Here is a 26,452-nt window from a genome sequence, read left to right on the forward strand (position 1 = left end):
CGGCTCGGGACCTCGGCACTCCGCCAGCGCCTCCCGCCCCGGCGCTCACCGCAGCGCCTGGCCCAGCGCCTTCACCAGCCGCTCCACCTCGGCCAGCGTGTTGTAGTGGACCATGCTCGCGCGCACGATCCCTTCGTGCCGCACCAGCCCCAGCGCCTCGATGGCGCGCCTGGCATAGAAGTGGCCCCAGCGCACGGCCACGTGGTGCTGGTCGAGCGGCGGCACCACCTGCGAGGACGGCATCCCCTCGACCACGAAGGCGATCGTCGGTGCCCGCATCCAGCGATCGGAGGTGTTGGGGCCGATGATCCGCACCCGTGGGTGCTCGCGCAGGAACTGCAAGAGCCGCTCGGCCAGCTGCTCTTCGTGCTCGGCGAACAGCCTGAACGCATGCGCCCACCCCTCGCGGCGCGTCTCCCCTCGCACCCCGTGGCGCTCGGCCACCGCATCGAGATAGGCCCCGATCCCCGGCAAGCCTGCCGCCAGCTCGTGAGCCACGCCGCCCGGCTGCAGCTTGGCCGGCAGCGCATCCTCGGGGAAGAAGAAGTGGTTCTGCCCCTTGGCGTGCTCCAGCAGCTCGCGCCGCACATAGAGCGCCCCCAGGTGCGGCCCGTAGATCTTGTAGAGGCTCACCGCGTAGGCATCGACGTCCAGCGCCTTGACGTCCACCAGCCGATGCGGGGCGTAGGCCACCCCGTCGACCACGATCCAGGTGTCGGGCCGATTGGCGCGGATCCGCCGGACCACTTCCTCCACGTCGATGAACTCTCCCACCACGTTGGCGCAGTGGGTGAACGCCACCAGGCGCGTGCGCGGGGACAACAGCGGCTCGAGGTCCGAGAGGTCGAGGGTGGCGCGCTCACGGTCGATGGCCCAGGTCTTGATCACCGCCCCGTGCGCGGCGAGCCCCCGCCAGGGCCCGATGTTCGACTCGTGATCGAGCTCCGTCACGATCACCTCGTCGCCCGCCTCGATCCGAGGCGCGAGCGCCCGCGCCAGCGTGGCCAGGTTGACCGTGGTCGATGACCCCACCACCGTCTCCTCGGGGCTCGCGCCCAGCAGCTCGGCCGCGATCTCCTCCCCCCGTCGCACGCGGCGCTCGGCCTGCGCCGAGAGATCGTAGCTGGCCCCCAGCTGGACTCCGAAGCGCTCGAGGTACTCCACGATCCCCGCCGTCACCGCCTGCGTGGGCACGCTGCCCCCGGCGTTGTCGAACAGGGCCCAGTGCTTGGACAGCCCGGGAAAGAACGCGCGCACGAACTCGAGATCGAGCTGCACCTTGGATCGCTCCTTGCTCGATCATACCCTCGAAATCCCGGAGGGTTCCTCGAGCCACCATTTCTGGCATGTAGCCGCGTAGGCCACCGCACGAACGTACGTGAGGATGAGCTGCTCCTCGAGGGCGGAGTCGTCGAAGCCCGGGAGGCGCCCCATCCGCGAGACGCTAGCGAACATGTACGGCAATCGCCAGTGGTCCCCACGACCTCGGTCGCAGGATCGGGCGACGCCCGCTGGCGAGAGGCCAGCGGGCCGTCACGGCAATCTCAGCCGCTACGTGAGCCCCGGCAGCCCGCCCGAGCCCGTATCCGTGTCGCCGAACGTCTGCTGCTCGTCGAGTCCCATGGCGTGGCACAGGCTCACCAGCATCCGGCTGTGCGAGACGTTGTCATATTGCAGGAACCGACCCATCTGCAGCCGGCCGCCCGCGCCGCCGAGCAGCACGAAGGGGATCGGCCGGTTGCCGTGGCTGTTGCCGCGCGACAGCTCGTTGCCCCACACCACCAGCGTGTTGTCGAGCACCGACCCGTCGCCCTCGGGGATCGCGGCCAGGGCATCGAGCAGGTACTTGACCTGCTCGGCGTACCACAGGTTGACCGCGGTGATCTTGTCGATCATGTTCGGGTCGCCGTCGCCGAGGTGGCTGAGGTCGTGGTGCCCTTCGGGCACGCCAGCCCAGGTGTGCCGGGTGTTCGACACCGAGCGCGACCACTGGAGGCTCGCCACCCGCGTCATGTCGCAGGTGAGCGACATGGCCAGGAGGTCGCTCTGCAGCTGCGACACCGTGGGGAAGTTGTCGTTGGCCTGGTGATCGACGCCCCCGGGCGCCCCGGGGATCTCGCACGCGGGCACCTCGGCCTGGTTGCGCATCTCGATCCCGCGAATGGCATCGAGGTGGGCCTGGATCTTCAGCTGATCGTCCGCCGACCCGTGCCGCACGAGCAGGCTGTCGAGATCGCCGCGCACCAGATCGATCACGCTCTGGCGCTGCGCCTTGATCTTCTCGAGCTCGCTGGCATCCACGTTGTAGTCGGCGAACAGCCGATCGAACATGGCCTGCGGGTTGTCCTCGGGCGCCAGCGGCTGGTTGCCGCCCGCGTAGCTCATCCGCGACCACACCGTGGCCCCACCGGTCTGCACCCCGAACTCGAGCGAGGTGTAGGGGGTCTCGGTGCCGACGGTGTTGGCGATGTGCTGGTCGACCGAGATCCCGCCGCCCCAGCCGGCCGAGCTGCCGTCGCCGCCGGCGAACTCGGTGCCCTCGAGCAGCCTGGAGGCCGTCCACAGGATGCCCATGCCCTTTTGGTGGCCGTCGCCTGGGCCATCGCGCGACATCTGCAGCCCGTCGAGCACGATCATCTGGTCCTTGTAGGGCTCGAGCGGCGACAGAATGGTCGAGAGCGTGAAGTCGCTCTCACCACCCGACGGCACCCAGTTCTCGTGCAGCGTGCCATTGGCCGAGAACAGCAGGATGAGCCGCAGCGGGAAGTCGCCCGGGGCAGCCTCGAGCTCGCGATCGAGCATGGGCAGGAACGGCACGAGCACGCTGGATGCCCCCAGCGACTGCAGCAGCCGGCGGCGAGAGAAGCTCGGATTGAAGCGCTTGCGGGAAGCCATGATCACTGCTCCTCCGGGGCCATGCGGTGGCGGAAGGCGTCGCTCAGCACGATCTCGTGGATGAGGCTGCGAACGTCGTGGTCGGCGTCGGTGAAGGCGGTGGCCAGTCGATCCATGGTGCAGGCATCGTCGTCGGTGTCCATGCGACCGAGCGAGAAGCGGAACCACTGACGCGCCATGCAGTCCTGGACCTCGGGGGTCTTGGCCAGCATGGCCGACAGCTGCACCGCGCCGTCGAAGGTGCCGTCGTTGGCGTCGGTGCCGATCACCTCGCCCGAGGCATCGACCGGCAGCTCGCCTTCCATGGTGCGGAACGCTCCGATGCCGTCGTAATTCTCGAACCCGAAGCCCAGCGGATCGATGAGCATGTGGCAGGGAGCGCAGGCCGGATCCTCGCGGTGCTGCGCAAAGCGATCGCGCGTGGTCGCGTTGGGATCGGGATCCGGCGGCACGTTGTCGACCTCCGGCGGAGGCGGCGGTAGCGGCTGGCACAGCAGGTTCTCCCGCACGAGCTGACCGCGATGCACCGGCGAGGTCTGGTTGGCGTGGGCGTGCTCGGCCATCACCGAAGCCTGGGTCAGCAGGCCCGCCCGCTCCCCGGCCGGCAGCGGAATCGGATCACCCGGCACGTGCCCCACCGGCAGCTCGACCCCGTAGAGGGCCAGCAGCGCCGGATCCTCGGTGAACGTGAACGCCCCCGTCAGCAGGGTCTCGAGCCGACCGTCACCCTCGGTCAGCACCCAGTTGGCAAACCTCGCCGTGTCTTCCTTCATCGACTCGGCCAGCGCGTCGTCGAAGGCAGGGTAGACCTCGGGGACCTTCTCGAGGCTCTCGATCTCGTCGACGCCGAGCCACTGCAGGTGGAAGCTCGCGACGGCCTCCTCCGCGCGGGGATCGGCCAGCATGCGCTCCACCTGGGCCTCGATGCCCTCGTCGGTGGCCAGCTCACCCGCCTCGGCCGCGTCGAACAGGGCCTGGTCGGGCATCGAGTCCCAAAGGAAGTACGAGAGGCGCGACGCCAGCTCGTGCCCGGACAGCGGCACCGGCTCACCATCGACCACGTCGGCAGCGGGGTCACCCAGCTCCACGTGATAGAGGAACCAGGGCGACTGAAGGATCCCCTGCAGCGCGACCTTGATGCCGGTCTCGAAGTCGGCTTCGGCCTTGCCCGTGGCGTACACGCTCATCAGGCGATCGATGTCGGCCTCGGCGAGAGAGCGCCGGTAGGCCAGCGGCGCCAGCTCGCGCAGCCACTGCTCGGCGCAGGCATCCTCTCCGATCACCGCGGGATCGCAGGGCAGCAGCGCCGCGAGCTCGGCCGTGGCCTCGCTCGCCACCTGCTCGGCCGCGCCCATGTACTGCTCGACCTGCAGGTCACCCACCGGAGCCACCGCGTTGCTCTTGAACGCCGACACCCGCTCGTCGGGGGCAAAGCCCTGCGCCGCGGTGGTCTCGAACCCGAGCAGATCGCGAATCGTGTGCTCGTACTGGCTGCGCGTCAGCCGGCGCAGCTTGGTCGGGCCGGCCTGGGGAGCGGCGCACTGCCCCTCCACGCCCCCGTCCTCGCCGTCATCGCCTGCGTCTTCCCCACCGTCTTGGCCCCCTCCCCCGTTGGGATCCCAGCCCTCGACGCCTGCATAGCAACCGCCGAGTGACAGCGCCCCAACGAGGACGAACCCGACGGGCAACCACCCCGCCTCACCCCGTAGACCCATGGCGACACCCTACGGAGATCCCCGAGCCACCGCAATCGACGTTCGTGGGGATCTCGCGCCAAATCGAGGCTGGTGGATGTTCGACCGGTGATGGCCTTCACCACTGCCACCGACGGTGTCCGATTGGGGTCAGCCTCCCCCAAGCGACTCGCGGATTCGAGCCGCCAGGGCCGGGCCGATCCCCTTGACTTCGCCGAGCTGCTCGACGGTGGCGGCCTTGATCGCACCGACCGAGCCAAAGTGCTTGACCATGGCCTTCTTGAGCGCAGGGCCCACCCCGGGGATGTCGTCGAGCGCCGAGCGCAGCGATCGCTTGCCGCGACGCTTGCGATGGTGGGTGATCGCAAAGCGGTGGGCCTCGTCGCGCACCCGCTCCATCAGATAGCGCTCGGAGCTTCCGGGGCGCAGGCGGATCGCCTCCTTCACGCCGGGCACGAACACCCGCTCGGGCTTGACCTCGACCCCGTCATCGGCCGCGGGCTGGTCCGCCGCCTCCCCGTCGTCGCCCGTCCCCTCGCTCGCGCCGGGCTCACCCACCGCGTCCGCGAGCACGAGATCCTCGTAGCGGCGCTGGTCACCGGCCTCGCGCCGGGCCCGGAGCTCCTTCAGCGCGGCCCGGCCGTGGCCCAGCGCGTGCTTGCGCTCCTTGGCCAGCGCCACCACGTCGACCCCCTCGGCCCCCAGCGGCACCCCGAGATCCTGCATCGCGGCGATCACCCGACCGAGCTGCCCCTTGCCACCATCGATGACCATCAGATCGGGCAGCGCCCATGCCTCGTCGTCGCCCTGCAGCGCCCGACGGAAGCGACGGCCGAGCACCTCGTACATGCTGGTGAAGTCGTCGTTCTGGAACGCCCCCTGGCGCAGGCGGGCCTCGTCGTCGGCGCCGGTGCCCGCCCCGATGCCCTTGATGCGAAACGAGCGGTAGCGCGACTTGTCGGCCACCCCGTCCACGAACACCACCATCGAGGCCACCGTGTCGCTGCCCTGGATGTGGCTGACGTCGAAGCACTCGATCACCCGCGGCAGCTTGGACAGCTGCAGGCGTGCCTGCAGCCGGGCCAGCGCGGCGTCGCTGTCCTCGCGACGGTTGCGGCGCGTCACGAAGTTGGAGCCCGCATTGCGATCGGCCAGGCGGGTGAGCTTGCGGCGATCGCCTCGCTCGGGGGTGGCGATCGTCACCTTCCTGCCCTTTTGCTCGCGTAGCCACTCTTGCAGCGGCTCGGCGTCGTCCTCGGCGATGGGACCGGGCAGCAGCACCTCGTCGGGGATGAACGGCGCGCGGGCGTAGTAGCTCGACACGAAGTCCGCCAGCACCTCCGCATCGGGGTGCTCGAGCCCGGTGGCCGAGTGCGTCTCGGTGCCCAGCAGCTTGCCCTGCCGCACGTGCAGCACCACCAGCTCCACCTGGCCGCCCTCGCGATACATCCCGATCGCATCCTGATCGAGCGCCGCGCTGCCCACCACCTGCTGTGCCGTCAGCGTGGTCTCGATCGAGGCGATCTGATCGCGCAGCCGCGCCGCCACCTCGAAGTCCAGACCCTCGGCCGCCGCCTGCATGCGGGCCCGCAAGCCATCGGTGAGCTCGCGGTGACGCCCCGAGAGGAACAGCCCCACGTCCTGCACCTGCGCCGCATAGGCGGCCTCGTCCACCTCGTACACGCACGGGCCCGGGCAGCGCTCGATCTGGTACTGCAGGCACGGCCGGGTGCGGCGGTCCAGCACGTAGTCGGTGCACGTGCGGAGCTGGAAGTGGCGGTTGACCACCCGCAGGGTCGCGCGGGCCGAGCTCGCCGAGTGATAGGGGCCGAAGTGCTGGACCCCGTCCTTGCGCTGGTCGTGCTCGATCTGCCGGCGCAGCTCGAGCCGCGGCCAGCGCTGCTTGGGATCGAGGCGGATCACCAGGTAGTTCGAGTCGTCGCGCAGCTTCACGTTGAAGCGCGGCCGATGCTCCTTGATGAGGTTGTTCTCGAGCAGCAGCGCCTCCTTGTCGTTGGCGGTCACCACCGTCTCGATGTCACCCACGATCTTGACCAGCAGAGGCACGAACGCGCGGGTGTCGTGTCCGTTGAAGTACTGCTTGACCCGCGCCCGCAGGCGTCGCGCCTTGCCCACGTAGATCACGTGGCCCTGGCGATCGCGCATGACGTAGACGCCGGGCGCCTCGGGCAGGCGACCGAGCGCCTCCTCGAGCGCGGCCTCGTCGGTGATGCGCGGCTGCCAGGCCTCGGGCACCGCGGGCGCCGGGCTGGGGCGACGCGTCGACGCCACGCTCGCACCCGGGGCCGCGTCCTCGGCCCCACCCGAGGCCCGGCCTCGGCCGCGCGCACCTGCGCGCTTGGCCCTCCGTGACGGCTCGTGCTCGCGATGCTCTCGTGCCTTGGCCACGCGTCGCCTCGGCCCTCGTCATACCTCAGGACCCGGGCCCGCGCGAAGTCACTGGGGGCGGTCGTCCTCTGGCCAGGGCTGGGGCATTGGGGTAAATGCGGCCTCCATGGATGGCCTTCGCCTGCGCTTCTTCTCCCTGGTGCTCCCGCTCGTCGTCACCGCCGCCTGCGGCACCGATGCCCCCCCCGGCGAAGAGACCAGCACCGGCGACGACTCGACCAGCGCCCCCACGTCGATGACCAACGGGACCACGCCCACGTCGACGAACTCCACCAGTGGCTCGACCACCACGCCCGCCACCTCCACCACCGTCGATCCGACCGACTCGGCCGACAGCGGCTCGACCACCATGATGTTCGTGGGCATCCCCGACATGCCCGGCGGAGGCGAGTGCGACGTGTTCGCCCAGGATTGCCCCGTTGGTGAGAAGTGCATGCCGTGGGCGAACGACGGCGGCAATTCGTGGAACGCCACCACCTGCTCGCCGGTGATGCGCAACCCCGGGCAGGTGGGCGATCCCTGCACGGTGCAAGGCAACGGCGTCAGCGGCATCGACGACTGCGACCTGGGTGCCATGTGCTACAATGTCAGCTTCGAGACCAACATGGGCACGTGCTTCGAGCTGTGCCATGGCAGTCCCGAGGTGCCCGAGTGCGACGACGGCCTGTGCGCCGTCTACAACGACGGCAACCTCCCGCTGTGCCTCACGGACTGTGACCCGCTGTTGCAGGACTGCCCCGGCCAGCAGCTGTGCCTCGCCAGCCCCTCCGTCAATGGCTTCGTGTGCATCCTCGACGCGCTCCCGGCCGCGATGGGCGACTACGGGGCACCGTGCACCTACGTCAACGACTGCGATCCCGGCTACTTCTGCGCGATCCCGGACATCGTGTTCGGCTGCGGCAACCCCACCGGCTGCTGCGCCGAGTTCTGCGACATCTCGGCGGCCGACCCCTCCTCGCAGTGCACCGGCCAAGCCAACGGTGAGGAGTGCCTGCCGTGGTACGGGATGGACACCCCACCGCCCGGCTACGAGGACGTGGGCTTCTGCGGGCTTCCGTGACCCGACTCGACTCCACGATGCACCGAGACTCCATCATGAACGACCGCACGCCAATCGTCCTTGCGTTGACCCTCGCGACCGCCCTCGGCTGCGGTGACTCGACCGGCGAGACCGCCGACGAGGGTTCATCCTCGGGCGTCACGACCGGGGGGCCCACCACGGGTCCGACCATCGCCACGACCACCGACGCCGACTCGACCGGCACCACCGAGGTCACCTCGGTGGACTCGACCAGCACCGAGGCCACCACCGTCGGCGGCGATGCCGAGATCGAGGTGAGCATCGCCGCCCGCCCGGTCGCCAGCGGCGACGCCTACGAGCTGAGCGACCCCGTCGACGTGGGTGCCATGGGCGATGCGGTGACCGTCACCATCGACAACATCGGCGGCAGCGATCTGAGCATCGCGTCGGTCGTGCTCGGAGGCGGCGACGTCGACTCCTTCGTGCTCGACGACAGCGGGCTCGCAGCGGTGGTGGCCCCGGGCGCCTCGACCTCCGTCACCGTGGCCCTCGCGCCCGGCAACGGCGGCCGCAAGTCCACGCTGCTCACCATCGACAACGACGACGCCGACGAGGGCACCTACGCCATCGACCTGCGCGCCCGCACCACCCCCAACACCTACCGCGAGCTGCTGCCCGCCACGGCCCCTTCCCCCCGCTTCAACACCGCCCTGGCCGCCACCGACGACGGGCGCGTGGTGCTGCTGGGCGGTCGCGGAGCCGACAGCGTGCGCCTGGCCGACACCTGGGTCTACGACGTGGAGGCCAACGAGTGGACCGAGCTGCTGCCCACCACCGCGCCCGGGTTCCGCGACGCCCACGACATCGCCTACGTGGGCGGGGGCCTCGTGGTGCTGTTCGGCGGCAACGCGACCAACGGCCCCACCCCGATGCCCTTCGACGACACCTGGGTCCTCGACCTGGCCACCGGGGAGTGGACCGAGCTCATGCCCGCGGCCTCGCCCCCCGCCCGGTTCCAGCACGCGATGGTGGGCACGGCCGATGGCGTCGCGATCCTCTATGGTGGCCGCGTCGAGTTCGGCGTGGAGCTGTCGGACACCTGGATGTTCGACCCGACCACGCAGACCTGGACCGACCTCGCCCCTGCCAGTGCCCCCGGCCCGCGCTCGGCGTTCCCGCTGGTCTACGACGGCATCGGCACGCTCGCGATCACGGGTGGGACCGTCAACAGCTCCGCGCTCACCGACGAGACCTGGCTGTACGACATCGCCGGCAACGACTGGACGATGGTCGCCGCCACCGACCAGGGCGTGCGGTTCACCCACGTGGGCGCATGGCTCGAAGCGGGCGTCGTCACCTTCAGCGGCAAGTACGACGTGTTCGAGAACCCCGTGGCCGGAACCTGGCTCTACGACGCAACCGCCGACGCGTGGTCCGACCTCGCCCCCGCCACCGAGCCCGCCCCTCGCCTCGCCGCTCGCATGGTCTCGGTGGGCAACGACAAGGCCATCCTCTTCGGCGGCCTGCTCGTCAACGCCGACAACACCAGCGCCGTGAACGAGACCTGGGAGTACGTGGGGCCCTGAGCCCACCACCGCGGCACTGAAGGGGCGAGCGTGTCAGGGATCGAGCGCGCGCTCGATGAGGAGGGCCTCGAGATCGCGTCGGCCGTCGAAGACGCCAAGAACGACCACGTGGCGTTCCCGAATGCGAAACAGCACGCGATACGGACGGACGATGAGCTCTCGGTACATCGGGAGGCCATGCGACGCCAGCTCGGGCACTGCACGGCACCGCTCGGGGTGCTCGGCCAGGGCTTCGACCCGCGTGAGCAGCTTGTCGGTGAGTTGCTCGGCGACGATGGCTCCGCCGTGAATGCCCACGTACTGGATGATCCTTCGAACGTCGGCTCGTGCAGCCTTGGTCCAGCGGAGAGCGGAACGCCGCGTCACTCGCTCTCCCGCAGCTCGGCGAGCTGCTGGTGGAATTCCTTGCGCGCCTCGGCGTGCGACACCGTACGCCCTTCGGTGTAGTCCCGCTCACCCTGTGCCATGAGCTTGAGCAAGAGGAAGGCGCTGCGATCGCGCTCGTAGGACTCCACGTCGACGAGCACGGCGGTGGGCTTGCCGCTCTGCGTGATGACGATCGGGGTCGCACGCTCGCGAGCGCGGCTGATGAGCACCGCCGCCTCGCGCTTGAGGACCGTCACCGGCTCGATGTCCTTGGTGTACTTCACGGTGCACCAAAGATAGCACCGGATTCGGTGCCGTCGCGCGCGCCCATCTCGTGTGAGCGCTGGGCTCGCCTCAGAACAGTCCCGGGAAGATGTCGCGTACCGTGACCACCGCGAGCAGCACGAGCAGCGCGAGCATGCCGTAGCCGTGCACCATCTCCTCGACGTGGGCCTTGGCCCGGCGGCGAGCGATCCCCTCGAAGAGCAGGAAGCTCAGGCGCCCACCGTCGAGCGCAGGCAGGGGCAGCAGGTTGAACAGGCCCAGCAGGGTGCTGATGATCGCCGTCATCTCGGCGAAGTCGATGAGGCCCCGCTCGACCGAGCGCTTGATCTGCTTGACGATTCCCACCGGGCCCTCGACCTTCCCCGACGTCTGGAAGGTCGCGAGCTTGTAGAGCCCCACGAGCTGGAGCTTGCTGTACTCGATCGGTCGGCTCACCCCGAGACTGGCCGCGGTGCCGAGGCTCACCGGTATCCGAGGTCCGAGCAGGCCGAGGCCGATCTGGATCTTGCCGTCGCCGTCGGGCGTGACGGTCTGCACCAGCGTCTGCTCGTCTCGGAGCACGGTGATGGACACCGGCTCGTTTCGATGGGCCTCGAGCGCCTCCGTGAGGTCCCGACCGTTGACGGTAGGATCGATGGTCACGTCACCCACCGCGACGATCCGGTCGCCGGTCTGCAGGCCAGCCCTTGCGGCTGGGCCCCCTTCGGCCACCTGCCCGACCTCGATGCGATCGGGCGGCCCCGGCACTCCGACCGCCGCATAGAGCCCGAAGAACAGCAGCATCGCTCCGATGTAGTTGGCCACCGGCCCGCCGAGCAGCACCGCGGCCCGGGCCCACAGCGGCTTGTCGCGGAAGTTGGGCGACGCGGCCTTGGCCTTCTTCCAGGCATCCTCGTCGATCGGATCGCCCGTGAACGTGCGCTCCTCGTCGCTCAGCTCCATCCCCCGGATCAGCACGAACGCCCCGAACGGGATCGCACTGATCACGAACTCCGTGCCCCGCCAGGTGCCGAGCTTGACGACGGTGGGGCCGATTCCGAACACGCTGAACCGGTCCACCTTCATCCCGGTCCACACCGCGGCCAGGTAGTGCCCGGTCTCGTGGAGGATGATGACGACGCACAGCGCCACGATCGCGATGACGATCGACATTGGTCGCGACTATAGCAGCGCCCGCAGGCCGCGCATCCGAGCGGAAGCCCGCGTGGCCGCTCGGCGCCGCCCGGAATGCACCGATCGAGCCGCGCTCAATCGAGTACGCCCGGCCGATCGAGCCATCCGAGCCCGAAGCGACCGAGCTGCCCTCGCACGAACAGCCGCGCCCGGTCGATCGGGCCCTTCTTGCTGGGCGGGCTCCACACCGGGCGCAGATTCTGGCCGCGCAGGTGTCGAGTCACCGCCTGCTGGGCCGAGACCAGACCCCCGGGCAAGCGGGGGAGCACCGTGATCCCCAGCGGCTGATCCACCACCAGCATCTCTCCCGGGATGATCGCCGCGCGATGCCCGCGAAACACCTGACCGACTCCCCAGGCCCCGAGCTCGGGATCGATGGGGTGATCCATCACCAGCCACACGGCGCCGCGGGCCACCCGAGTCGCACGGCGGATCGCCTGGCCCGGCTCCACGTCCTGCAGCGTGCGCAGCGAGGGGATCTTCCCGTGCAGCAGGCTCAGCACGCTCAGCGTGTTGTCGCCCGAGCGCTGGTCGAGCGCGAGGATCTCTGCCTCGAGCGCCTCACGAGCCCCGGCCGAGTATCCCTCGGGGAGGCGCGCTCGCGCAGCGATCTCCGCCGCCACCCGCACCGTGGCCGCCGTCTCGGCTTCCTGGTCGCGGAGGGGAAGGATCAGCGAAACGTCGATATCACTCACGGGTCGGCTGATTTTCAGCTTCCGCCGCGAGCCCCGGAAGGTCAAGTGCGCGTCGTTCTGCACGCCTGGTCACCCGAGGGGTCCGCCGGCAAGATGGCCGCGACCCACCGGCTCGACCACGCACGCGCGCTCAGGGTCGCGCCCCGAGCGCGCCCTCTGAGGGGTTTCTTGCTGGAGATCTCGAAAATTCGACCGTCGCGATGCAACACACTCCGCAAGTGGTCGATGTAGAAAGCGCTCTTTCGTACCCTTTTGCCCCCAACAGCGCGCGTCCGCCGCCCGGAGCACCCAAGGGTACGCGGGTCGGGCGGCGCCAAGGAGTCCCAGTCACCCATGGCCGGAATCAACAAGGTCATCCTCATCGGCAACCTCGGGCGCGACCCCGAGCTTCGCTACACCCAGGGCGGCACTGCCGTCTGCCAACTCAACATCGCCACCACGCGCGCATTCACCAAGGCCAACAACGAGCGGGTCGAGGAGACCGAGTGGCACCGCGTCGTCGTGTGGGGCAAGCAGGCCGAGTTCTGCAACCAGTACCTCTCGAAGGGCCGCCAGTGCTACGTGGAGGGTCGCCTGCAGACCCGCAACTACGAGGACAAGGACGGCATCAAGCGCTACACGACCGAGATCGTGGCCGAGACCGTGCAGTTCCTCGGCGGCCGCGGTGGCGGCGGTGGTGACTTCGAAGGCGGCGGAGGCGGAGGCGGTGGCAACTACGGCGGCGGCGGCGGTGGTGGTGGCCGCGGTGGCGGCGGTGGTGGTGGTCGTGGCGGCGGCGGTGGTCGAGGCGGCGGCGGTGGCTACGGCGGTGGTGGTAGCGGCGGCGGCGGTGGCGGTGGCGGTGGCTACGACCAAGGCCCGTCCGACGGCGGCGGCTACGACAGCTACATCCCCGAGCCCGCGGACGACGACATCCCCTTCTAGCGAGGGGTGGTCGGCCGAAGCATCGGCACGAAGCGGTCGATCCTCGACGGTGAGGATCGGCCGCTTCTCGTTCCCCGTTGCTGCATCGCACAAATGGACTCGCCCCGGCCGTCTGCTCCCTGCCGGTTTCATCACCGTGTGCCCGCAATGAAGGCCATCTCGCGCGAATAACTTCTTGCTGCGTTGCAGCATACGCCCTATACCGAGCGGGGATTCGAGGATGCGGATGAAGAGCCTTCGCGCGATCGTGCTCATGGGACTTTGGTGTCTGCCGCTGGCGTGCGTCGAGGACGACCCCGACCGAACGCTGGGGGAAGGCGAGTCGGACGACGCGGGCGAGGCCGATGGCGACGAGTCGGCCGACTCGGACGAGGGCAAGCTCGACGACCCCAACGGGGGGACGACGTCGGTGTGCACCGCGGGCCTCTACTGGCTCGACTGCCACGCCCAGAGCACCACGTTCGTGGTCGACGGTGAGGAGCGCGAGGTGCTGTGGCAGGTCCCCAACGGCGAGCCACCCCCGGAGGGCTGGCCGGTGGTGCTGGCGTTCCACGGCACCAACGACCCCGCCGGCAAGTTCTTCGACTGGAACTACTGGAACACCATCGACAACCTCTTTGGTGGCTACTACCAGCTCAAGACGGTGCAGGGCCTGCTCGATCACGGTTTTGCCGTGATCGCGCCCAAGGCCCTGGTGCGCGCGGGCGGGATCTACTGGGACACGAACATCCCGCCCTACGACACCGACTGGGAGTCGGCCCCCGATGCGGAGCTGATGGAGCGGCTGTTCGACGAGATCGCCGCGGGCACCCTCGGCCCGCTCGACCCCGGTCGCCAGTACGCGATGGGCCTGTCGAGCGGCGGCTACATGGCAAGCCGTCTCGCCGTCGACTACCCCGACCAGATGAAGGCCGTCGCGCTGCAGTCGGCCTCGTACGCCGCCTGCATCAGCACCCTGTGCTCGGTGAGCGCCGAGGACATCCCCGAGGACCACTCGCCCACCCTGCTGATGGCGGGGTACTGGGATGGGATCGTGCCGCTCTACACCATCGAGGGCTACGAGGACGCGCTGGTGGAGGCCGGGGTCGACGTGGAGCTGAAGGTCGTGAACAACGCCAGCCACCAGTGGACCTCGCACTCGCCGGGGTGGGTGCTGGCCTGGTTCCAGACCCACTGATCTCGCCTGCGGCCTCACTCCCGCCCCCTCGGGGCATCTGCGTCCGGTAGGATCCGGGCCCATGGACGCCAAGCTCCTCTTCGGCATCGACGTCAGCCATGCACAGGGCAACGTGGACTTTCAGGCGCTCGCCCGATCCACGCAGCCGGGTCGCCCGCCGTTTCGCTTCGTGATCCTCAAGGCGACCGAGGGCGGTGACTTCGAAGATGCCGGGTTCCGCGACAAGTGGAAGGCGCTGGTCGAGCTCGATCCCGGGCGGAGCGATCCCTGGCTCGTGCGCGGTGCGTATCACTTCGCTCGCCCGGACAATCGCACCAGCATGCCGGGTCGTGAGGCGGGGCAGACCGAGGCGAAGTGGTTCTGCAGCGTGTTGAAGCAGGTCGGCAGCACGGGCGCGGGCAGCCTCCCGCCGATGGTCGACTGGGAGAAGTGGGCCGGCAAGGCGGACCGCAACCGCGACTGGCTCGAGGGCTTCATCGACGTGGTGAGCAACGAGCTGGGTCGGGTCCCCGGGATCTACACCGGTCCGGACGTGTGGGAGGGCACCACCGGCAACTGGGATGGCCTGGTGGGCAAGGTCGCGCTGTGGCAGGTCAAGTACGACGCAGGTGGAGCCGATCCGAGCGCCACCGGGCCGAAGAATCGGCTGATCAAGGGCTCGGCGGTGTGGCCGTGGACGATCTGGCAGTGGTCGGGGGGTGGAGACTTCGACTACTACGGGAAGACGTTCGGGGCGGTTCCGGGGGTCCAAGGTGGGATCGCCGATGTCGATCGGTTCGACGGGACGGCGGAGCAGCTGCTGGCGCTGGCGATGATCGGGGGCGCCAGCACGAGCGCTTCGACGACCGGCACGAGCGCTTCGACCGCGACGACGAAGGCGTCGGTCGGCACCGACCAAGGCACGATCACCTTGCCCACCGTGGACCTGGCGAGCTTCGGGACCTCCCGGCGGGTGCAGGTGGTGGCGGAGGTGCAAGGGTTGTTGCTGGCGGCCGAGCTCGGTCCGGAGGGGCTGGTGGGCAGCAACGGCCGACCCGACGGCAAGGCCGGCAGCAAGACGCTGGCAGCCCTGCGGGCGTTCAAGCAGGCGCAGGGGCTGGCGGTGGATACGGTGGTGGACGAGCGCACGTGGAGCGCGTTGCTGCGGTCGTAGCGGCGATGCGCTCACCCTACCGCCGCCTCGGCCCTCGCCGTCAGCCCCTCTCGAAAGCTCGCGGCCTCCGCCTCCGTCAGCCCCGCCATGCGTCGCGGGAACATGGCCTCGAGATCGATCCACACATCCAGCACCATCTCCTCCACCACGCTCGCCACGGCGTGCCCGACCTTCGAGCGTGCGCTCGCGACCCGCATGGGTCCCATCATCACGCGCGACAGCTCGAGCAGCTCCTCCACCGACAGGTGCGCATCGGCGTCGAACGGGCGGCTGGCGTCGAAGCGGTTGTCGTCGAACTCGGGGATCTTGTGCTTGACCACCGGTCGGCCCGCAGCGGGCAGCTCGGCGTCGGGCTCGAGCACGAAGCCCTCCGCCACGTTGCTCGGCAGCTCCGGCAATCCCAGCTCGGAGGCCACGCGGCTGGGATACCGCACGGGCAAGCGCGTCAACTCGGCGCGCGTGCCCCGGCCCAGCCGCGGGGGCATGCGCAGGCCGACCTCCTCGGCCAGCGCCTCGAGCTGCGCATGCGCCAGGAACACGGGAGTGCCGTCGTCGACCACCACCAGCGCACCAAACACCGCCCACGCGATCCCCGGCGTGTACCAGATCCCCGTCTGCACCGCCGAGATCCCCGGCAACGCCGCCACCTCGGGGTGCGGATACCCACCGCCGAACAGCTCGCCGTAGAGATGCAGCTCGCCGCCGCGTCCGAGCGCGCCGTACATCGCCACCGCCTTGGCCCGTAGCTCCCCGCGCAGCAGCTGCCAGCCGAAGAACGGCTCGTCGTCATCGAGCCACGCCTTGCGCTTGCCCAGGCGCACGACCTCGCCGTCGGTTGCCACCACCAGCTGCGCGCCGTGGATCTTCTCGGTCGCCACCCAGCGCGCGCCCCCGGACATGCCATCGTCGAGGGTCGTGGGGATCTTGGGAAAGGGGCGGTGCTCCATCACTCGCTCGCTCACCGCCGGCCTCGACGCCGACGACGACGGAGCCCGAGGCTCACCGCCGCCACGGCCCACCATGCCCTGCCCTCGCCCTCACCCTCGCCCTTGGAGCGACAACCACAGCCCCCGCCCGTGCCTTCGTCGACGGCCTCACCCCCGGTCCCCCCCGGCTCGACGCCATCGTCGGACGACGAAGCCACCGCACCGCTGGACCCTTCGCCACCCGTGCCATCGAGCCCCTCCCCGGTCGTCGTCCCCGTGGTATCGTCGCTCGGTGGAGGAGGCTCGGCGTTGCCGTCGTCCCCGGGCGAGCCCGGCCCCAGCTCGATGGAGGTCTCGGCCAGCACGAGGATCCCCGCCAGCAGCTCCTCCCCCGTGGGCACGATGTGCGCCTCGGAGAGCATGAAGCCCGCCTCCTCGTCGCCCCCGGGCCGCAGCTCCACCCCGAGCGCATGAAGCCCGTGCACGCCATAGGCCCAGTCGACCGAGTTGCCCGCGGCCGGATAGAAGTCGGACGACTGCATCGGCTCGTAGAACCGATCGTAGGGGTCCATCATGGAATCGGCGATGCCCACGGCGAGATCCTCGAATCGAGCATCGTCGTCGGCCACGACTCCCTCGGCAAAGCCCCACGGCCACAGCACCAGCTGCCCGTAGCTGTGCACGTCGAGGAATCCCAGCAGGCGGATCTCGGTCGCCACGAAGTCCCGGACGGCCACCGTCTCCGGCTCGGAGAACGGCGCCTCTCCGCGGAAGTTGCCGTCCTCCGGATCGTCGCTCGAGCCCTCGCCTCCCCACGCCACCGACCAATTGCGGTTGAGATCCACGCCATGCTCGTCGCGCCGGTTCTTGCGCCACAGCCGATCGTCCGTCCACGTGAACACGTAGCCGTCGGGGTTGGCCACGGGCACCATCACCACCGCCACCTCGTCGAGCAAGAGGTCGATCGCGCTGCCCTCGGCCGCGGTGGCGAGCTGCTCGGCGGCAAAGGTGATGGCGGCCGGCGAGATCCACTCGCGCGCGTGCTGTCCCCCCAGCACCAGGATCGACGGGTGGACGGCGCGACTGGGGTTGGTGATGCGCACGCCCCGGATCGGCCGGCCCTCGAGCGAGACGCCGAGCTCCACGATGCTCACCCGCGCGGGCTCGGCCGTGGCGAGGGCATCGAGCCACGCGAGCACCTCCGGCAGCTCGTGGTAGCCGTCGTGGTACGCGGGGTCGAGCCCTCCTCCGTACGCGGAGGCCACGGCGAGCCGGCGCATTCGCTCCTCCGACAGCCGCGACCCGAGATCGGGCTCGATCACCTCGTAGGCGTACCCCGAGGCCTCGAGCGCCGCGCGTAGCGACGGAACCACGCGCGCCACCACACGCGGCACCTTCGCGCGGTGGGTCCATACATCGAGACCCAGTGCCTCCACCTCGTGCGGCCATGCATGCACCCGGACCAGGATCTCGCCATGGTGCTCGACGGGGGCCGCCATCGCGGCGGTGCTGCTTCCCGCGAGCACGAGGCCCATCAGCCACCCCACCACCCAGCCGGAGCATCCGGTTCCGCGACGCGACACGACGCACGCACCGTAGCACGCCCATCGAGCCCTCACGTCCACCCGCTCGGCGTCTACTCGTCCTCGCGGGCGCGCGCCCAGTCGGGCAGCGGCGCGCGCAGGTCGACGCGCTCGCCGGTCGTGGGATGCGCGAACCCCAGGCGGTACGCGTGCAGGAACAGGCGCGAGGGCTCCGACCCTCCCTCGCCTCGATCGTCGGGCTCGCTCGCGGGCGGCCGCTCGCCGTACTTGCGATCGCCCAGCACGGCAAAGCCCTCGCTTTGGCAGTGCACGCGGATCTGATGGGTGCGCCCGGTCTCCAGGCTCGCGTCGAGCAGCGCCGCGGCGCGTCCCTCCACCTCGCCGAGCACCGGCTCCACCCGCCGCAGCTCGGTCACGGCCGGCCGCGCCCGGGGCTCGCCCGACTGCGCCACGCGAACGCGCCCGTGGGGCAGCTCGCACAGCGGAGCCTCGCAGCGCAAGACCGCCGGAGGCTCGCCCACCACCCGCACCCGGTAGCGCCGCTCGATGCGATGCTCGGCGAACTGGCGATGCACGCTCTTGTTGGCCACGCTGCGCACGGTGAACATCACGAGCCCCGAGGCCCCCTGGTCCAGGCGATGCACCACCCCCACGTAGGGCCGCACCACGCCCTCGTCCACGAGCGTGCGGCGTAGGGCCTCCGCGAGCGTTCCACGCGCCGTCTGGCGAGTCTGCGCCACGGGCACCCCGGGAGGCTTGTCGAGCACCACGAAGTCGGGATCGCGATGCACGAAGCGCACGAGCTCGGACGACAAGGGCCTGGCCTCGAGCCCCTCGAGGTGCACCGTCACGCGCTCGCCCGAGGCCACCCGCATGGTGGGCAGCCGCACCCGCAGGTGCCCCAGGTACACGGCGCCCCCCCGAACCAGCTCCTTGGCGTCGGTCAGCGACAGCTCCGGCACCCGTCGTGCGAGCAGCTGGGGCAGCAGGGAGCCGTCCTCGGAATCGACGACGCGAAAGCGCAGCGGACGGCCCATCAGCTGCGCTGCTCCCGAAGCTCGGCGGCGAGCGCTCGCAGATCGGCCTCGCTCAGCTCGTAGGTGTCTCCACAGTAGCTGCAGCGCACCTCGGTGCCCCCTTGCTCGTCGGCGAGGGCGTCGATGTCCTCGGCCCCGAGGGTCGACACCACCGAACGCGCGCGCTCTCGCCCGCAACCGCACGAGAACCGCAGCGCGGTGGGCTCGGCTGCGTGGAACCCCTCGCCGCCGAGGGCAAAGCCCATGAGCGCGTCGACCTCGCGATCCTGTCGCAGCACGTCGGCCAGGCCATCGCCCTCGAGGACGCCGCGGATGCGATCGAGGCGCTCGGGATCCGCGCCAGGAAAGGTCTGGGCCAGCACCCCCGCCGCGCGCACCACCTCGCCGTCCGCCCCCACCATCACGTGGCAGCGCATGACCGAGGGCAGCTGCTCGCTCCCGGTCAGGTAGCGCTCGAGGTCCTCGTCGAGCTCGCCCGTGCGCAGCTCCACCACGCCTTGATAGGTGTTCTCGAGCCCGAGATCGCGCGTCACCGTGATCTGCCCGTTGCCCACCAGCGGCCCGAGCACCGCGCGACCCGCCCCGAGCGGTACGTGGAGTTCCGTCGTGCGCTCGTTGACGAAGCACCCGCGAACCCGGCCATCGCCGTGCGCATCCACGAGCACCCGGCCCAGCGGGCCATCGCCGCGCATCGCGATGCGCACCCGCTCGTCGTCGCGCTTGGTGAGAGTGGCCAGCAAGCAGCCTGCGGTGAGCCCTCGCCCCAGCAGCACCGCCGCCGCGCCACGCAGGCGATGGCGCGTCGCGGCCTCGCGCACCAGCGACGTGGTGACGGCAGCGACCACGCGGACGGCCTTGGCGGAGTCGAGACCTCTCGAGAGGAGATCCATGTGACGGACGATACCGCCGACGCAGGAACGGGAGCCAGGGCGGCGATGGCTGCCGATCGGTCTCCGTCCTTTTCGGTGAGCCGCAGGCGCTCTAAAGTTGGCATCATGCGCTGCTGGACTCGTCTTGCCCTTCCCCTGGTCGTGCTCGCGCTCGGCGCGTGCTCCACCCCGCCCTCGACGATCGCCTCGGGGGACGGGCCGGACGACTCGAGCACGACCGACGAGGCGACCACCACGCCGGGCATGACCACGCCGGGGCAGGACACCACCAACGGGAGCCATAGCGGCTCGGGCACGAACGGCACCACGACCGTCGACCCACCGGTCAGCACCGGCGACACCACGATGGACGATCCCTCGACCAGCGGCGACACGACCGTGGGCGTCGACCCGACGACCAGCGGAAGCAGCGGTCCGATGCCCGAGTGCACCGACCCGGAGGACTGTGGATCCAACCAGACCTGCATCGCGGGCATGTGCGTGGCCGCGTGCAACCCGTGGGGCGATGGTCACTACGGCTACTGCCTCACTCCGCTGGGCACGTTCGACAGCACGGTGCTATGCGGCGAAGCACTGTCCTGCATCAACAGCGGCGACCCCATCGAGGTGGTCGTGTGCGGCCGAACCTGTGCCACCCAGTGCGACTGCCCCGAGCCCCCACCGACCGGAACGGCAACGGTGACCTGCGGCGACCTCGCGGGTACCGATCGTTGCTACCTGAGCTGTGAGAACGGCGAGGCGTGCCCAGACGACATGGTCTGCCGCTTCGGTATGTACTGTGCTCACCCCGTGCAGGATCTGGACATGTACGGCAACTGTGGCGCCGTGGCTTCGGGCTGTGCCAACGGTGGGGTCTGCGCAACGGCCTCCGGCATGAACGACTGGGCGGTCTGCGTCAGCTCCTGCGGTGCGGTCGGCGACTGCGATCCAGCCCCGGCCGGTGCGTCGCAAGGACAAGGCTGCGGACAGGTCTACACCAGCGCTGGCGACGAGTGTCACCTCGACTGCAACAACAACGGCGACTGCCCGGCCGGCATGGGCTGCGTCGACATCGGCGTTGGCTACGGCAACTTCTGCATGTGGCAACAGTAGGCCGCCATGTCCATTCGAAGATACGTGCTGCCGATTGCCCTCGCGCTCGCCTCGAGCGCGTGCTCCACCCCTCCACAAACGGTCAGCTCCGGCTCGGGGGACGAGGTCTCGAGCAGCTCCGGCCCGAGCTCGACGACCTCACCCATCCCGACCACTTCGAGCGAGACCACCATGGGCTCGGAGATGGACACCACGCACGGCGCGGTGGATACGACCGCGAGCAGCGGCATCACCACGGGCTCGTCATCGACCACCGAGGACACGACCGAGGGCACGACCATGGGGGTCGAGCCGACCAGCGGTAGCAGCGGTAGCAGCAGCAGTGGGATGCAGCCCCAGTGTGCAGAACCGAGCGACTGCGGCAGCAACGAGACGTGCGACGACATGGGCCAGTGCGTGGACGTCTGTGGCCGCGTGTGGGGCATGGGCAACTACGACTACTGCCTGGATCAATACGGTCGATTCGCAACCATGAGCCTGTGCGGAGCTGCAAGCGACCTCTGCATCTGGGGCGGAACTCCCATCGAGGTCGCCACGTGCTCGGCCCAGAGCTGCGCCGGTCCATGCGACTGCCCGCCTCCGCCGGGTACGGGCGACGCGGTGGTGAGCTGCGGACCCATCACGGGTGACGCGGTCGACGATTGCTACCTGTCGTGCGGCAACGGAGAGACGTGCCCGGACGGCATGATCTGCCGGCCGAGCCTCGCCGATTCCTACTGTGCCTGGCCCGCGCAGCCGCTGGCGATGTACGGCGACTGTGGGGCCGTAGCGGCTCCCTGTGACGGCGGCACGTGTGCAACGGCCACCAACGGCATGAGCACGTGGTCGGTCTGCGTCGACGCTTGTCCCGGCGGCATCGGAGACTGCGACCCGGCGCCCGCGGGAGCCACCCTGGGTGAGAGCTGCGCCGACGTGATCGATCCGCCCATGGGATCCGAGTGCAACATCGCATGCAACGTCATGGGAGACTGCCCCAGCGGGATGATCTGCATCACCATCATGGACGGCGGAACGTTCTGCATGTGGCCCTAGCGCGCACGAGGTTGCTCGACCGGCCGTCCAACCCGCGCCCTCGTCGACGGACACTACCGCCGTCCTTGGCCCGTGCTAGCATGCGCCTGATGCGTTGGCTTGGCTCGTGCTCGTACGGTTCCTTGCTCCTGCTCTCCGTCCTCACTGCCTGTCGCGACGATCCGCCGACCTCGGCCGACGGTACCGACACCGACGTGGGCACGGGTCCCGGCACGGCCACCGACACCGAGGGCGTGGACGAGACCGCCGACCCCGACACCACCGCGGGCACCGGCGAGCCCACGGGCGAGCCACCGCCCGAGCCCTGCATCCGCAACGACGACTGCGAGGACGGCAACGCCTGCACCGAGGACGTGTGCAACTCGGGGGTCTGCGAGGTGGGCGACGCGGTGATCTCCAACGAGTGCCGCCCCACCATCGACGTCGACTTCCCGCCGCGCGCCGCCACCCTGCAGGACGATTCGCCGGTGGTCACCGTCACCGGCACCGTCCACAGCGGAGCCGGCCCCATCGCCTCGCTCACGCTCAATGGCGAGGACGTGGAGGTCGCAGCCGACGGCAGCTTCAGCCACGACGTCACGGCCCAGGTTGGCGGCAACACCCTCGTGTTCGAGACGCTCGACACCTTCGACCAGCCCCGCAAGCGCGTGCAGTCGTTCCTGTGGTCGCCCAGCTACCGGCTGCCCACCGTGCCCGAGAACGGCATCACCGACGAGGGTCTGGCGATCTACCTCGACCAGCCGACACTCGACGACGGCAACCACAACCCGCCTCCCAACGACGTGGCCACCCTGCTCGGCCTGGCGCTCGAGACCGTCGACCTCCAGCAGTTCATCAACCCCGGGGTGCCGATCACCTCGAGCGCGGGCTACAACGTCTACCTCACCACGATCCAGCACACCGACACCGACGTCGCGCTCGAGGCGATCGACGGCGGCATCGAGCTGCAGGGCTTCGTCTACGGCATCAGCGGCGACCTCGTGTTCGACTGCACGATCCCGGCCTGCCAGCTCGCGGGGGGTGACGGCACCGGCGACATGACGATCGACTCGATCCGCGTCACCTCCGATCTGCTGCTCTCGGTGAACGCCAACAACCAGGTCGTCGTCACCTCGGCCAACACTCAGACCAACGTGGTGAACCTCGACATCACGTCGAACAACGCCTGGACCAACTTCCTCATCACCGTGATCGAGCCGTTCATCATCGGCGGCGTGGTGGCCGACATCGAGGCCGAGCTCACCATGCAGGTCGACTCGCTGCTCGGCCCCGCGCTGTCGCAGGCGTTCAACGGCCTGGCCCCCAACTCGGTGCTGCAGTTCCCCAACCTCGCCGACCCCATGCAGCCCATCGAGGTCGAGCTGGTCACCGACTTCTTCGCGACCGACTTCCACGACGGCGCGTCGCCCCCGGCCGGCTCACCGCCGCAGGGCGGGGTGATCGTGCTGCGCGGAGGCGGCTACGCGGTGGCCCCGGTGGCGCCCTACGAGAACCTGGGCATCCCCGACCGCTACGGCTGTGGCGACGGCAGCACGCTGCAGATGCCACGCGACGGCCTGCTCGAGATCGGCCTGACCGACGATCTGCTGAACCAGCTGCTGCACGGCGCGTGGGAGGGCGGTCTGCTCGAGTTCGACATGCCGCCGGAGCTGCTGCCCGCCAACGGCCTCATCAGCGACGTGGAGATCCACGTCAGCGGCATGCTCGCCCCCACCGCCTCCGATTGCAGCCCCGACGCCCAGGTGCGGGCCCACCTCGGCGACGTGCGCATCGAAGGCAGCCTGATGCTGGGGATGGCCCCGATCACGTTCACCGCCTACTCGACTCTCTTGGCGGGCCTCGAGTTCACGCCCACCAGCAGCGGCGTGGCCATCACCATCAGCGAGGTCGAGCAGGTCGACACCGAGCTGACCGTCAACGAGGACGACTCGATCGAGACCGAGCCGCTGCTCGCCTCCACGCTCGAGACCCAGCTGGTCGACGGGGTGCTGGGAGCCATCGCCAGCGGGGGGCTGGGGGCCATCGATCTGCCGCAGATCGATCTGAGCCCGACCCTGGGACTGCCGCCGGGCACGGCGCAGCTGACCATCACGACGACGCAGGCCACGCGAGCACCGGGGGTGACGGTGATCGTGGGGCACCTGTAGCAGCGAGCCGAAGATGCTGCTGCGGGCGGGTGACCTCAGCAGCCCACGATGTGGATCCGCTTTGCGCGGTGCTCCACCTCGCGGGTGAAGAGCCGCTCGGCCCAGCTCGGCTCCTTGCGCAGGTCGAACATCACCAGCCAGCCCTCGGACAGCCCGAGCCGATCGAGGTACCCCACCAGTTGATCGAGCGCCTCGCCCTCGGTCTCGCTGTCGCGGCGCAGCTTGACCTCGATCGCATGCGCCTGCCCCCGCCACCCCACGAGTAGATCGAGCGCTCCACGCCCAAGGCCATACTCGCGCTCGATGCGGCCGCCTCCGTTGACGACCCGTTGCAAGAACGCCATGAGCATCAGATGCGGCCCCGCCTCGCGGTAGTGGAAGCCGTCGGCCGCCAGGTGTCCGTCCTTGCGCCAGAAGACCTGCCAGTCGGCCATCAGCTTGGCCATGTCGAGCGAGCCATCCGGGTGTACGTACCAGTCCGGCTCGTTGGCGATCTGCCGTTGCTGATGATGGGTGAGCGCCCGCGGCACCACCTCGCGATAGATCGGGTTGGCGATCTCGTAGCGCCCGCCCCGATCGCGGACGAGCCCCAGACCCAGCACGTAGGCGAAGTCGTCGTCGAGCACATCATGTGTGGCACGATTCCCCGCCAGCATCGGCGCGAGCACCCGTCGCACCCGGTCCTCACGCAGCCGAGCGATGAGCGAGTCGATGTGAGTGCGTCGCTGAAGGATGATCGTCTCCTTGGCTTCCTCGACGTGCTCGGTCGTGATCACGATCTGTCGATCGCGCACGTCCTGGCCGACGATCTGATCGGCGAGCGCATTGGTCAGCCACGGATGCCCCTGACCCAGCTCGTAGATCCGCGCGACCGCCTCGGGTGCAAACCGCTGCCCCGTCGCAGCGGTGTGCTGGAACAGCAGCTCGCCCACCTCGGCCTCGGAGAACGGCCCCAGGGTCGTGGCCTCCGCGGTGATGTCGAACGGCGAGGTCGTTCCCAGCCACGTCAGCGCGCGCCGGTCTTCCTCGCGCAGCACGTAGTCCCGCACCTGCCGCTGGCCCACCAGCACCACGCTCGCAGCAAACGGCGCCCGGCTCCGCTCGATGTACCCCTGGAGAAGCTGGGTCAGGAACGAGACCATGGCTTCGCCCACCAAGCCGTCGGCCTCGTCGAGCAGGAGCACCAGCGGGCGCGGGGCGAGGCCAGCAACGCGGGTGAGGTAGGCCAGCAGCGCTCCGTCGGGCTTGAGCAGCATGGCCTCGATCTCATCCGACGTGGGCCGGGCCAGCTCGGGACTGCACAATGCGAGCACGCGATCGAAGGACGCCAAGACCGCCCTCATCGCCCGCGCGACATCGGGCTTCTCGCGCGCGGTCTCGAGATCGACCCACAGCGCCAGGACCTCTCCGGTGGCGTTGAGGTACTCCTCGAGCCACATCGCGCTGGTGGTCTTGCCGGTCTGACGTCCCGCATGCAGCGTGAAGTAGCTACGGCGTTCGATGAGCTCGAGCACGCGTCCGAGCCGCCGCTGCGGCGGGAGCATGTAGTGCTCGCCCGGGATGCACGGGCCGGCGATGTTGAACGACGGGCGCAGGGGAGCGATCAGGAGGGTACGCCATCGCGTCGCCTTGCCCAAAGCACCCGGGCAAGACCGTCGAGGAACGCGAAGTCCCAGCTCAGCGCCAACCGAGGTGGCGATCGAAGCGAACGGCCAGCCCGACCTCGGAGATCATGCCCGTGAGGCCCTCGACCGAGTTGGAGTAGTGGCCCACGCCCGTGCTCCACCATAGATCGGCATACCGCAGGATGTGGACGTGCAGACCGCCCATGGCGCTGGCCCACTGGGTGGCGGGGATGTTGCGCGCACCCGTGATCTGCAGGCGACCGCGCGTGAACAACGAGACCGGCCCCAGCCGCATCGCGGCCCCCGCGCCCATCGCACCGCCGCCCGCAAGGCGGTGGTACCAGCGCACGCCATCGGAGTAGCACCCGGCCGAGTTGGGCTCGTAGATCTCGGGATCTCCGGCGCAGTTGTGACCGCCCACGCCCGCCCCCACGCTCAGCGAGCCGTCGACCGCGAAGCTCAGCCAGCGGTGCGAGGTCCGAATGCGATACGGCGCCCGCACGCCACCCCAGCCCAGCGTCCACCCCTTCTTCGCTCCGTCGACGCCCCCTTCGAGCGCGAGATGGGGTCGCACCGCATGACCGAGGCTACCGCCGCCCCCGGTGCCTCCCGGGACTGCGCCCAAGCCCATCGAGCCCGCGGCGACCTCCATCTGTCCCACGTCGAGCCGACCGGGCGCGCCGCCGTGGATCGTGCGCACCGGAGGCGCATAGGTGGGCGCGCAGGCAACGATCACCACCATCGAGCCGCAAAGCAACGGAGCGATTCTCGGGAAGGCAGT

Annotated in this window: 23 protein-coding genes; 8 read left to right on the forward strand and 15 right to left on the reverse strand. The window is 69.7% G+C overall.

The genetic code is table 11. The annotated features are described in order from the left end of the window. Positions 1-45 precede the first annotated feature (45 nt). The 4 genes from OEB96_RS13775 to uvrC all read right to left on the reverse strand — a co-directional run bounded on the left by OEB96_RS13775 (position 46) and on the right by uvrC (position 6,998). The gene (locus tag OEB96_RS13775; RefSeq protein WP_266216096.1) at positions 46-1,278 is read right to left on the reverse strand and encodes an aminotransferase class V-fold PLP-dependent enzyme; all 1,233 of its coding nucleotides are present in this window, start codon (positions 1,276-1,278) and stop codon (positions 46-48) included. 273 nt (positions 1,279-1,551) lie between these two features. Then, positions 1,552-2,895 carry a DUF1552 domain-containing protein gene (locus OEB96_RS13780; protein WP_266216097.1) on the reverse strand — a complete coding sequence of 448 codons (1,344 nt, stop codon included), beginning with the start codon at positions 2,893-2,895 and terminating at the stop codon, positions 1,552-1,554. A 2-nt stretch (positions 2,896-2,897) separates the two neighbouring features. Next, on the reverse strand, positions 2,898-4,610 hold the full coding sequence (locus tag OEB96_RS13785; RefSeq protein ID WP_266216098.1) for a DUF1592 domain-containing protein: 1,713 nt from the start codon (positions 4,608-4,610) through the stop codon (positions 2,898-2,900). Positions 4,611-4,739: 129 nt separating this feature from the next. Continuing rightward, a complete protein-coding gene (gene uvrC, locus OEB96_RS13790) occupies positions 4,740-6,998 on the reverse strand; it encodes an excinuclease ABC subunit UvrC (protein ID WP_266216099.1) in 2,259 nt (752 codons plus the stop codon). A gap of 106 nt (positions 6,999-7,104) precedes the next feature. Here uvrC and OEB96_RS13795 point away from each other — a divergent pair, with 106 nt between their 5' ends. After that, positions 7,105-8,058 (forward strand): hypothetical protein, encoded by a 954-nt coding sequence (locus OEB96_RS13795; protein WP_266216100.1) that lies wholly within the window; start codon positions 7,105-7,107, stop codon positions 8,056-8,058. A gap of 35 nt (positions 8,059-8,093) precedes the next feature. Next, a complete protein-coding gene (locus OEB96_RS13800) occupies positions 8,094-9,605 on the forward strand; it encodes a kelch repeat-containing protein (RefSeq protein ID WP_266216102.1) in 1,512 nt (503 codons plus the stop codon). Between the two features lie 33 nt (positions 9,606-9,638). Here the strand turns inward: OEB96_RS13800 and OEB96_RS13805 are convergent, their stop codons facing one another. The 4 genes from OEB96_RS13805 to OEB96_RS13820 form a co-directional block, all read right to left on the reverse strand. After that, positions 9,639-9,971, reverse strand: coding sequence for a type II toxin-antitoxin system RelE/ParE family toxin (locus tag OEB96_RS13805; RefSeq protein ID WP_266216103.1), 333 nt, complete (start codon positions 9,969-9,971; stop codon positions 9,639-9,641). After that, positions 9,968-10,255: a type II toxin-antitoxin system Phd/YefM family antitoxin gene (locus OEB96_RS13810; protein ID WP_266216105.1), complete on the reverse strand. Its 288-nt coding sequence runs from the start codon at positions 10,253-10,255 to the stop codon at positions 9,968-9,970. Before OEB96_RS13810 ends, OEB96_RS13805 begins: the two co-directional genes overlap by 4 nt. 70 nt (positions 10,256-10,325) lie before the next feature. Further along, complete coding sequence (locus OEB96_RS13815; RefSeq protein ID WP_266216107.1) at positions 10,326-11,408, reverse strand: M50 family metallopeptidase; 1,083 nt, start codon at positions 11,406-11,408, stop codon at positions 10,326-10,328. A 95-nt stretch (positions 11,409-11,503) separates the two neighbouring features. Next, a complete protein-coding gene (locus OEB96_RS13820; RefSeq protein WP_266216108.1) occupies positions 11,504-12,124 on the reverse strand; it encodes a hypothetical protein in 621 nt (206 codons plus the stop codon). Between the two features lie 333 nt (positions 12,125-12,457). Here OEB96_RS13820 and OEB96_RS13825 point away from each other — a divergent pair, with 333 nt between their 5' ends. From OEB96_RS13825 to OEB96_RS13835, 3 genes are all read left to right on the forward strand, one after another. Then, positions 12,458-13,048: a single-stranded DNA-binding protein gene (locus OEB96_RS13825; protein WP_266216110.1), complete on the forward strand. Its 591-nt coding sequence runs from the start codon at positions 12,458-12,460 to the stop codon at positions 13,046-13,048. Between the two features lie 226 nt (positions 13,049-13,274). Next, positions 13,275-14,225, forward strand: a complete 951-nt coding sequence (locus tag OEB96_RS13830) for a dienelactone hydrolase family protein (RefSeq protein WP_266216112.1) — start codon at positions 13,275-13,277, stop codon at positions 14,223-14,225. Positions 14,226-14,286: 61 nt separating this feature from the next. Further along, positions 14,287-15,378 carry a GH25 family lysozyme gene (locus tag OEB96_RS13835; RefSeq protein ID WP_266216114.1) on the forward strand — a complete coding sequence of 364 codons (1,092 nt, stop codon included), beginning with the start codon at positions 14,287-14,289 and terminating at the stop codon, positions 15,376-15,378. An 11-nt stretch (positions 15,379-15,389) separates the two neighbouring features. Here the strand turns inward: OEB96_RS13835 and OEB96_RS13840 are convergent, their stop codons facing one another. The 4 genes from OEB96_RS13840 to OEB96_RS13855 are packed head-to-tail and all read right to left on the reverse strand — an operon-like array spanning position 15,390 to position 19,775. Beyond that, on the reverse strand, positions 15,390-16,340 hold the full coding sequence (locus tag OEB96_RS13840) for an RNA ligase family protein (RefSeq protein WP_266216116.1): 951 nt from the start codon (positions 16,338-16,340) through the stop codon (positions 15,390-15,392). Further along, positions 16,337-17,887, reverse strand: a complete 1,551-nt coding sequence (locus OEB96_RS13845) for a M14 family metallopeptidase (protein WP_266216118.1) — start codon at positions 17,885-17,887, stop codon at positions 16,337-16,339. The genes OEB96_RS13840 and OEB96_RS13845 overlap by 4 nt, the downstream gene beginning before the upstream one ends. A gap of 53 nt (positions 17,888-17,940) precedes the next feature. Beyond that, the gene (locus tag OEB96_RS13850; protein WP_266216120.1) at positions 17,941-18,885 is read right to left on the reverse strand and encodes a pseudouridine synthase; all 945 of its coding nucleotides are present in this window, start codon (positions 18,883-18,885) and stop codon (positions 17,941-17,943) included. Then, positions 18,885-19,775, reverse strand: coding sequence for an Hsp33 family molecular chaperone HslO (locus OEB96_RS13855; protein ID WP_266216121.1), 891 nt, complete (start codon positions 19,773-19,775; stop codon positions 18,885-18,887). The genes OEB96_RS13850 and OEB96_RS13855 overlap by 1 nt, the downstream gene beginning before the upstream one ends. Positions 19,776-19,880: 105 nt before the next feature. On the opposite strand from OEB96_RS13855, the gene OEB96_RS13860 reads away from it, so the two are divergent. Continuing rightward, complete coding sequence (locus tag OEB96_RS13860; RefSeq protein WP_266216122.1) at positions 19,881-20,867, forward strand: hypothetical protein; 987 nt, start codon at positions 19,881-19,883, stop codon at positions 20,865-20,867. Here OEB96_RS13860 and OEB96_RS13865 read toward each other — a convergent pair. Continuing rightward, positions 20,837-21,253 (reverse strand): hypothetical protein, encoded by a 417-nt coding sequence (locus OEB96_RS13865; protein ID WP_266216123.1) that lies wholly within the window; start codon positions 21,251-21,253, stop codon positions 20,837-20,839. The genes OEB96_RS13860 and OEB96_RS13865 overlap by 31 nt on opposite strands. Between OEB96_RS13865 and OEB96_RS13870 the strand changes: the two genes are divergently transcribed. Together OEB96_RS13870 and OEB96_RS13875 are read left to right on the forward strand one after the other, a co-directional pair. After that, a complete protein-coding gene (locus OEB96_RS13870) occupies positions 21,252-21,899 on the forward strand; it encodes a hypothetical protein (RefSeq protein WP_266216125.1) in 648 nt (215 codons plus the stop codon). The genes OEB96_RS13865 and OEB96_RS13870 overlap by 2 nt on opposite strands. A gap of 89 nt (positions 21,900-21,988) precedes the next feature. Beyond that, entirely contained in the window at positions 21,989-24,046 is a 2,058-nt protein-coding gene (locus OEB96_RS13875) for a hypothetical protein (RefSeq protein WP_266216127.1), read from the forward strand. A 35-nt stretch (positions 24,047-24,081) separates the two neighbouring features. Here OEB96_RS13875 and OEB96_RS13880 read toward each other — a convergent pair whose 3' ends face one another. Together OEB96_RS13880 and OEB96_RS13885 are read right to left on the reverse strand one after the other, a co-directional pair. After that, positions 24,082-25,683 carry an ATP-binding protein gene (locus tag OEB96_RS13880; protein ID WP_266216128.1) on the reverse strand — a complete coding sequence of 534 codons (1,602 nt, stop codon included), beginning with the start codon at positions 25,681-25,683 and terminating at the stop codon, positions 24,082-24,084. Positions 25,684-25,723: 40 nt separating this feature from the next. Then, positions 25,724-26,413 (reverse strand): hypothetical protein, encoded by a 690-nt coding sequence (locus OEB96_RS13885; RefSeq protein WP_266216130.1) that lies wholly within the window; start codon positions 26,411-26,413, stop codon positions 25,724-25,726. Positions 26,414-26,452 lie beyond the last annotated feature (39 nt).

The sequence above is a fragment of the Paraliomyxa miuraensis genome (genome assembly GCF_026337845.1).
Taxonomy (GTDB): Bacteria; Myxococcota_A; Polyangia; order Nannocystales; family Nannocystaceae; genus Paraliomyxa; species Paraliomyxa miuraensis.

Bases quoted from the DNA above. Each gene is read 5' to 3' on its own strand.
- OEB96_RS13780 (WP_266216097.1), bottom strand. From the start codon at position 2,895: ATGGCTTCCCGCAAGCGCTTCAATCCGAGCTTCTCTCGCCGCCGGCTG.
- OEB96_RS13785 (WP_266216098.1), bottom strand. From the start codon at position 4,610: ATGGGTCTACGGGGTGAGGCGGGGTGGTTGCCCGTCGGGTTCGTCCTC.
- OEB96_RS13795 (WP_266216100.1), top strand. From the start codon at position 7,105: ATGGATGGCCTTCGCCTGCGCTTCTTCTCCCTGGTGCTCCCGCTCGTC.
- OEB96_RS13800 (WP_266216102.1), top strand. From the start codon at position 8,094: ATGAACGACCGCACGCCAATCGTCCTTGCGTTGACCCTCGCGACCGCC.
- OEB96_RS13815 (WP_266216107.1), bottom strand. From the start codon at position 11,408: ATGTCGATCGTCATCGCGATCGTGGCGCTGTGCGTCGTCATCATCCTC.
- OEB96_RS13825 (WP_266216110.1), top strand. From the start codon at position 12,458: ATGGCCGGAATCAACAAGGTCATCCTCATCGGCAACCTCGGGCGCGAC.
- OEB96_RS13830 (WP_266216112.1), top strand. From the start codon at position 13,275: ATGAAGAGCCTTCGCGCGATCGTGCTCATGGGACTTTGGTGTCTGCCG.
- OEB96_RS13835 (WP_266216114.1), top strand. From the start codon at position 14,287: ATGGACGCCAAGCTCCTCTTCGGCATCGACGTCAGCCATGCACAGGGC.
- OEB96_RS13850 (WP_266216120.1), bottom strand. From the start codon at position 18,885: ATGGGCCGTCCGCTGCGCTTTCGCGTCGTCGATTCCGAGGACGGCTCC.
- OEB96_RS13855 (WP_266216121.1), bottom strand. From the start codon at position 19,775: ATGGATCTCCTCTCGAGAGGTCTCGACTCCGCCAAGGCCGTCCGCGTG.
- OEB96_RS13860 (WP_266216122.1), top strand. From the start codon at position 19,881: ATGCGCTGCTGGACTCGTCTTGCCCTTCCCCTGGTCGTGCTCGCGCTC.
- OEB96_RS13870 (WP_266216125.1), top strand. From the start codon at position 21,252: ATGGGCCAGTGCGTGGACGTCTGTGGCCGCGTGTGGGGCATGGGCAAC.
- OEB96_RS13865 (WP_266216123.1), bottom strand. From the start codon at position 21,253: ATGTCGTCGCACGTCTCGTTGCTGCCGCAGTCGCTCGGTTCTGCACAC.
- OEB96_RS13875 (WP_266216127.1), top strand. From the start codon at position 21,989: ATGCGTTGGCTTGGCTCGTGCTCGTACGGTTCCTTGCTCCTGCTCTCC.
- OEB96_RS13885 (WP_266216130.1), bottom strand. From the start codon at position 26,413: ATGGTGGTGATCGTTGCCTGCGCGCCCACCTATGCGCCTCCGGTGCGC.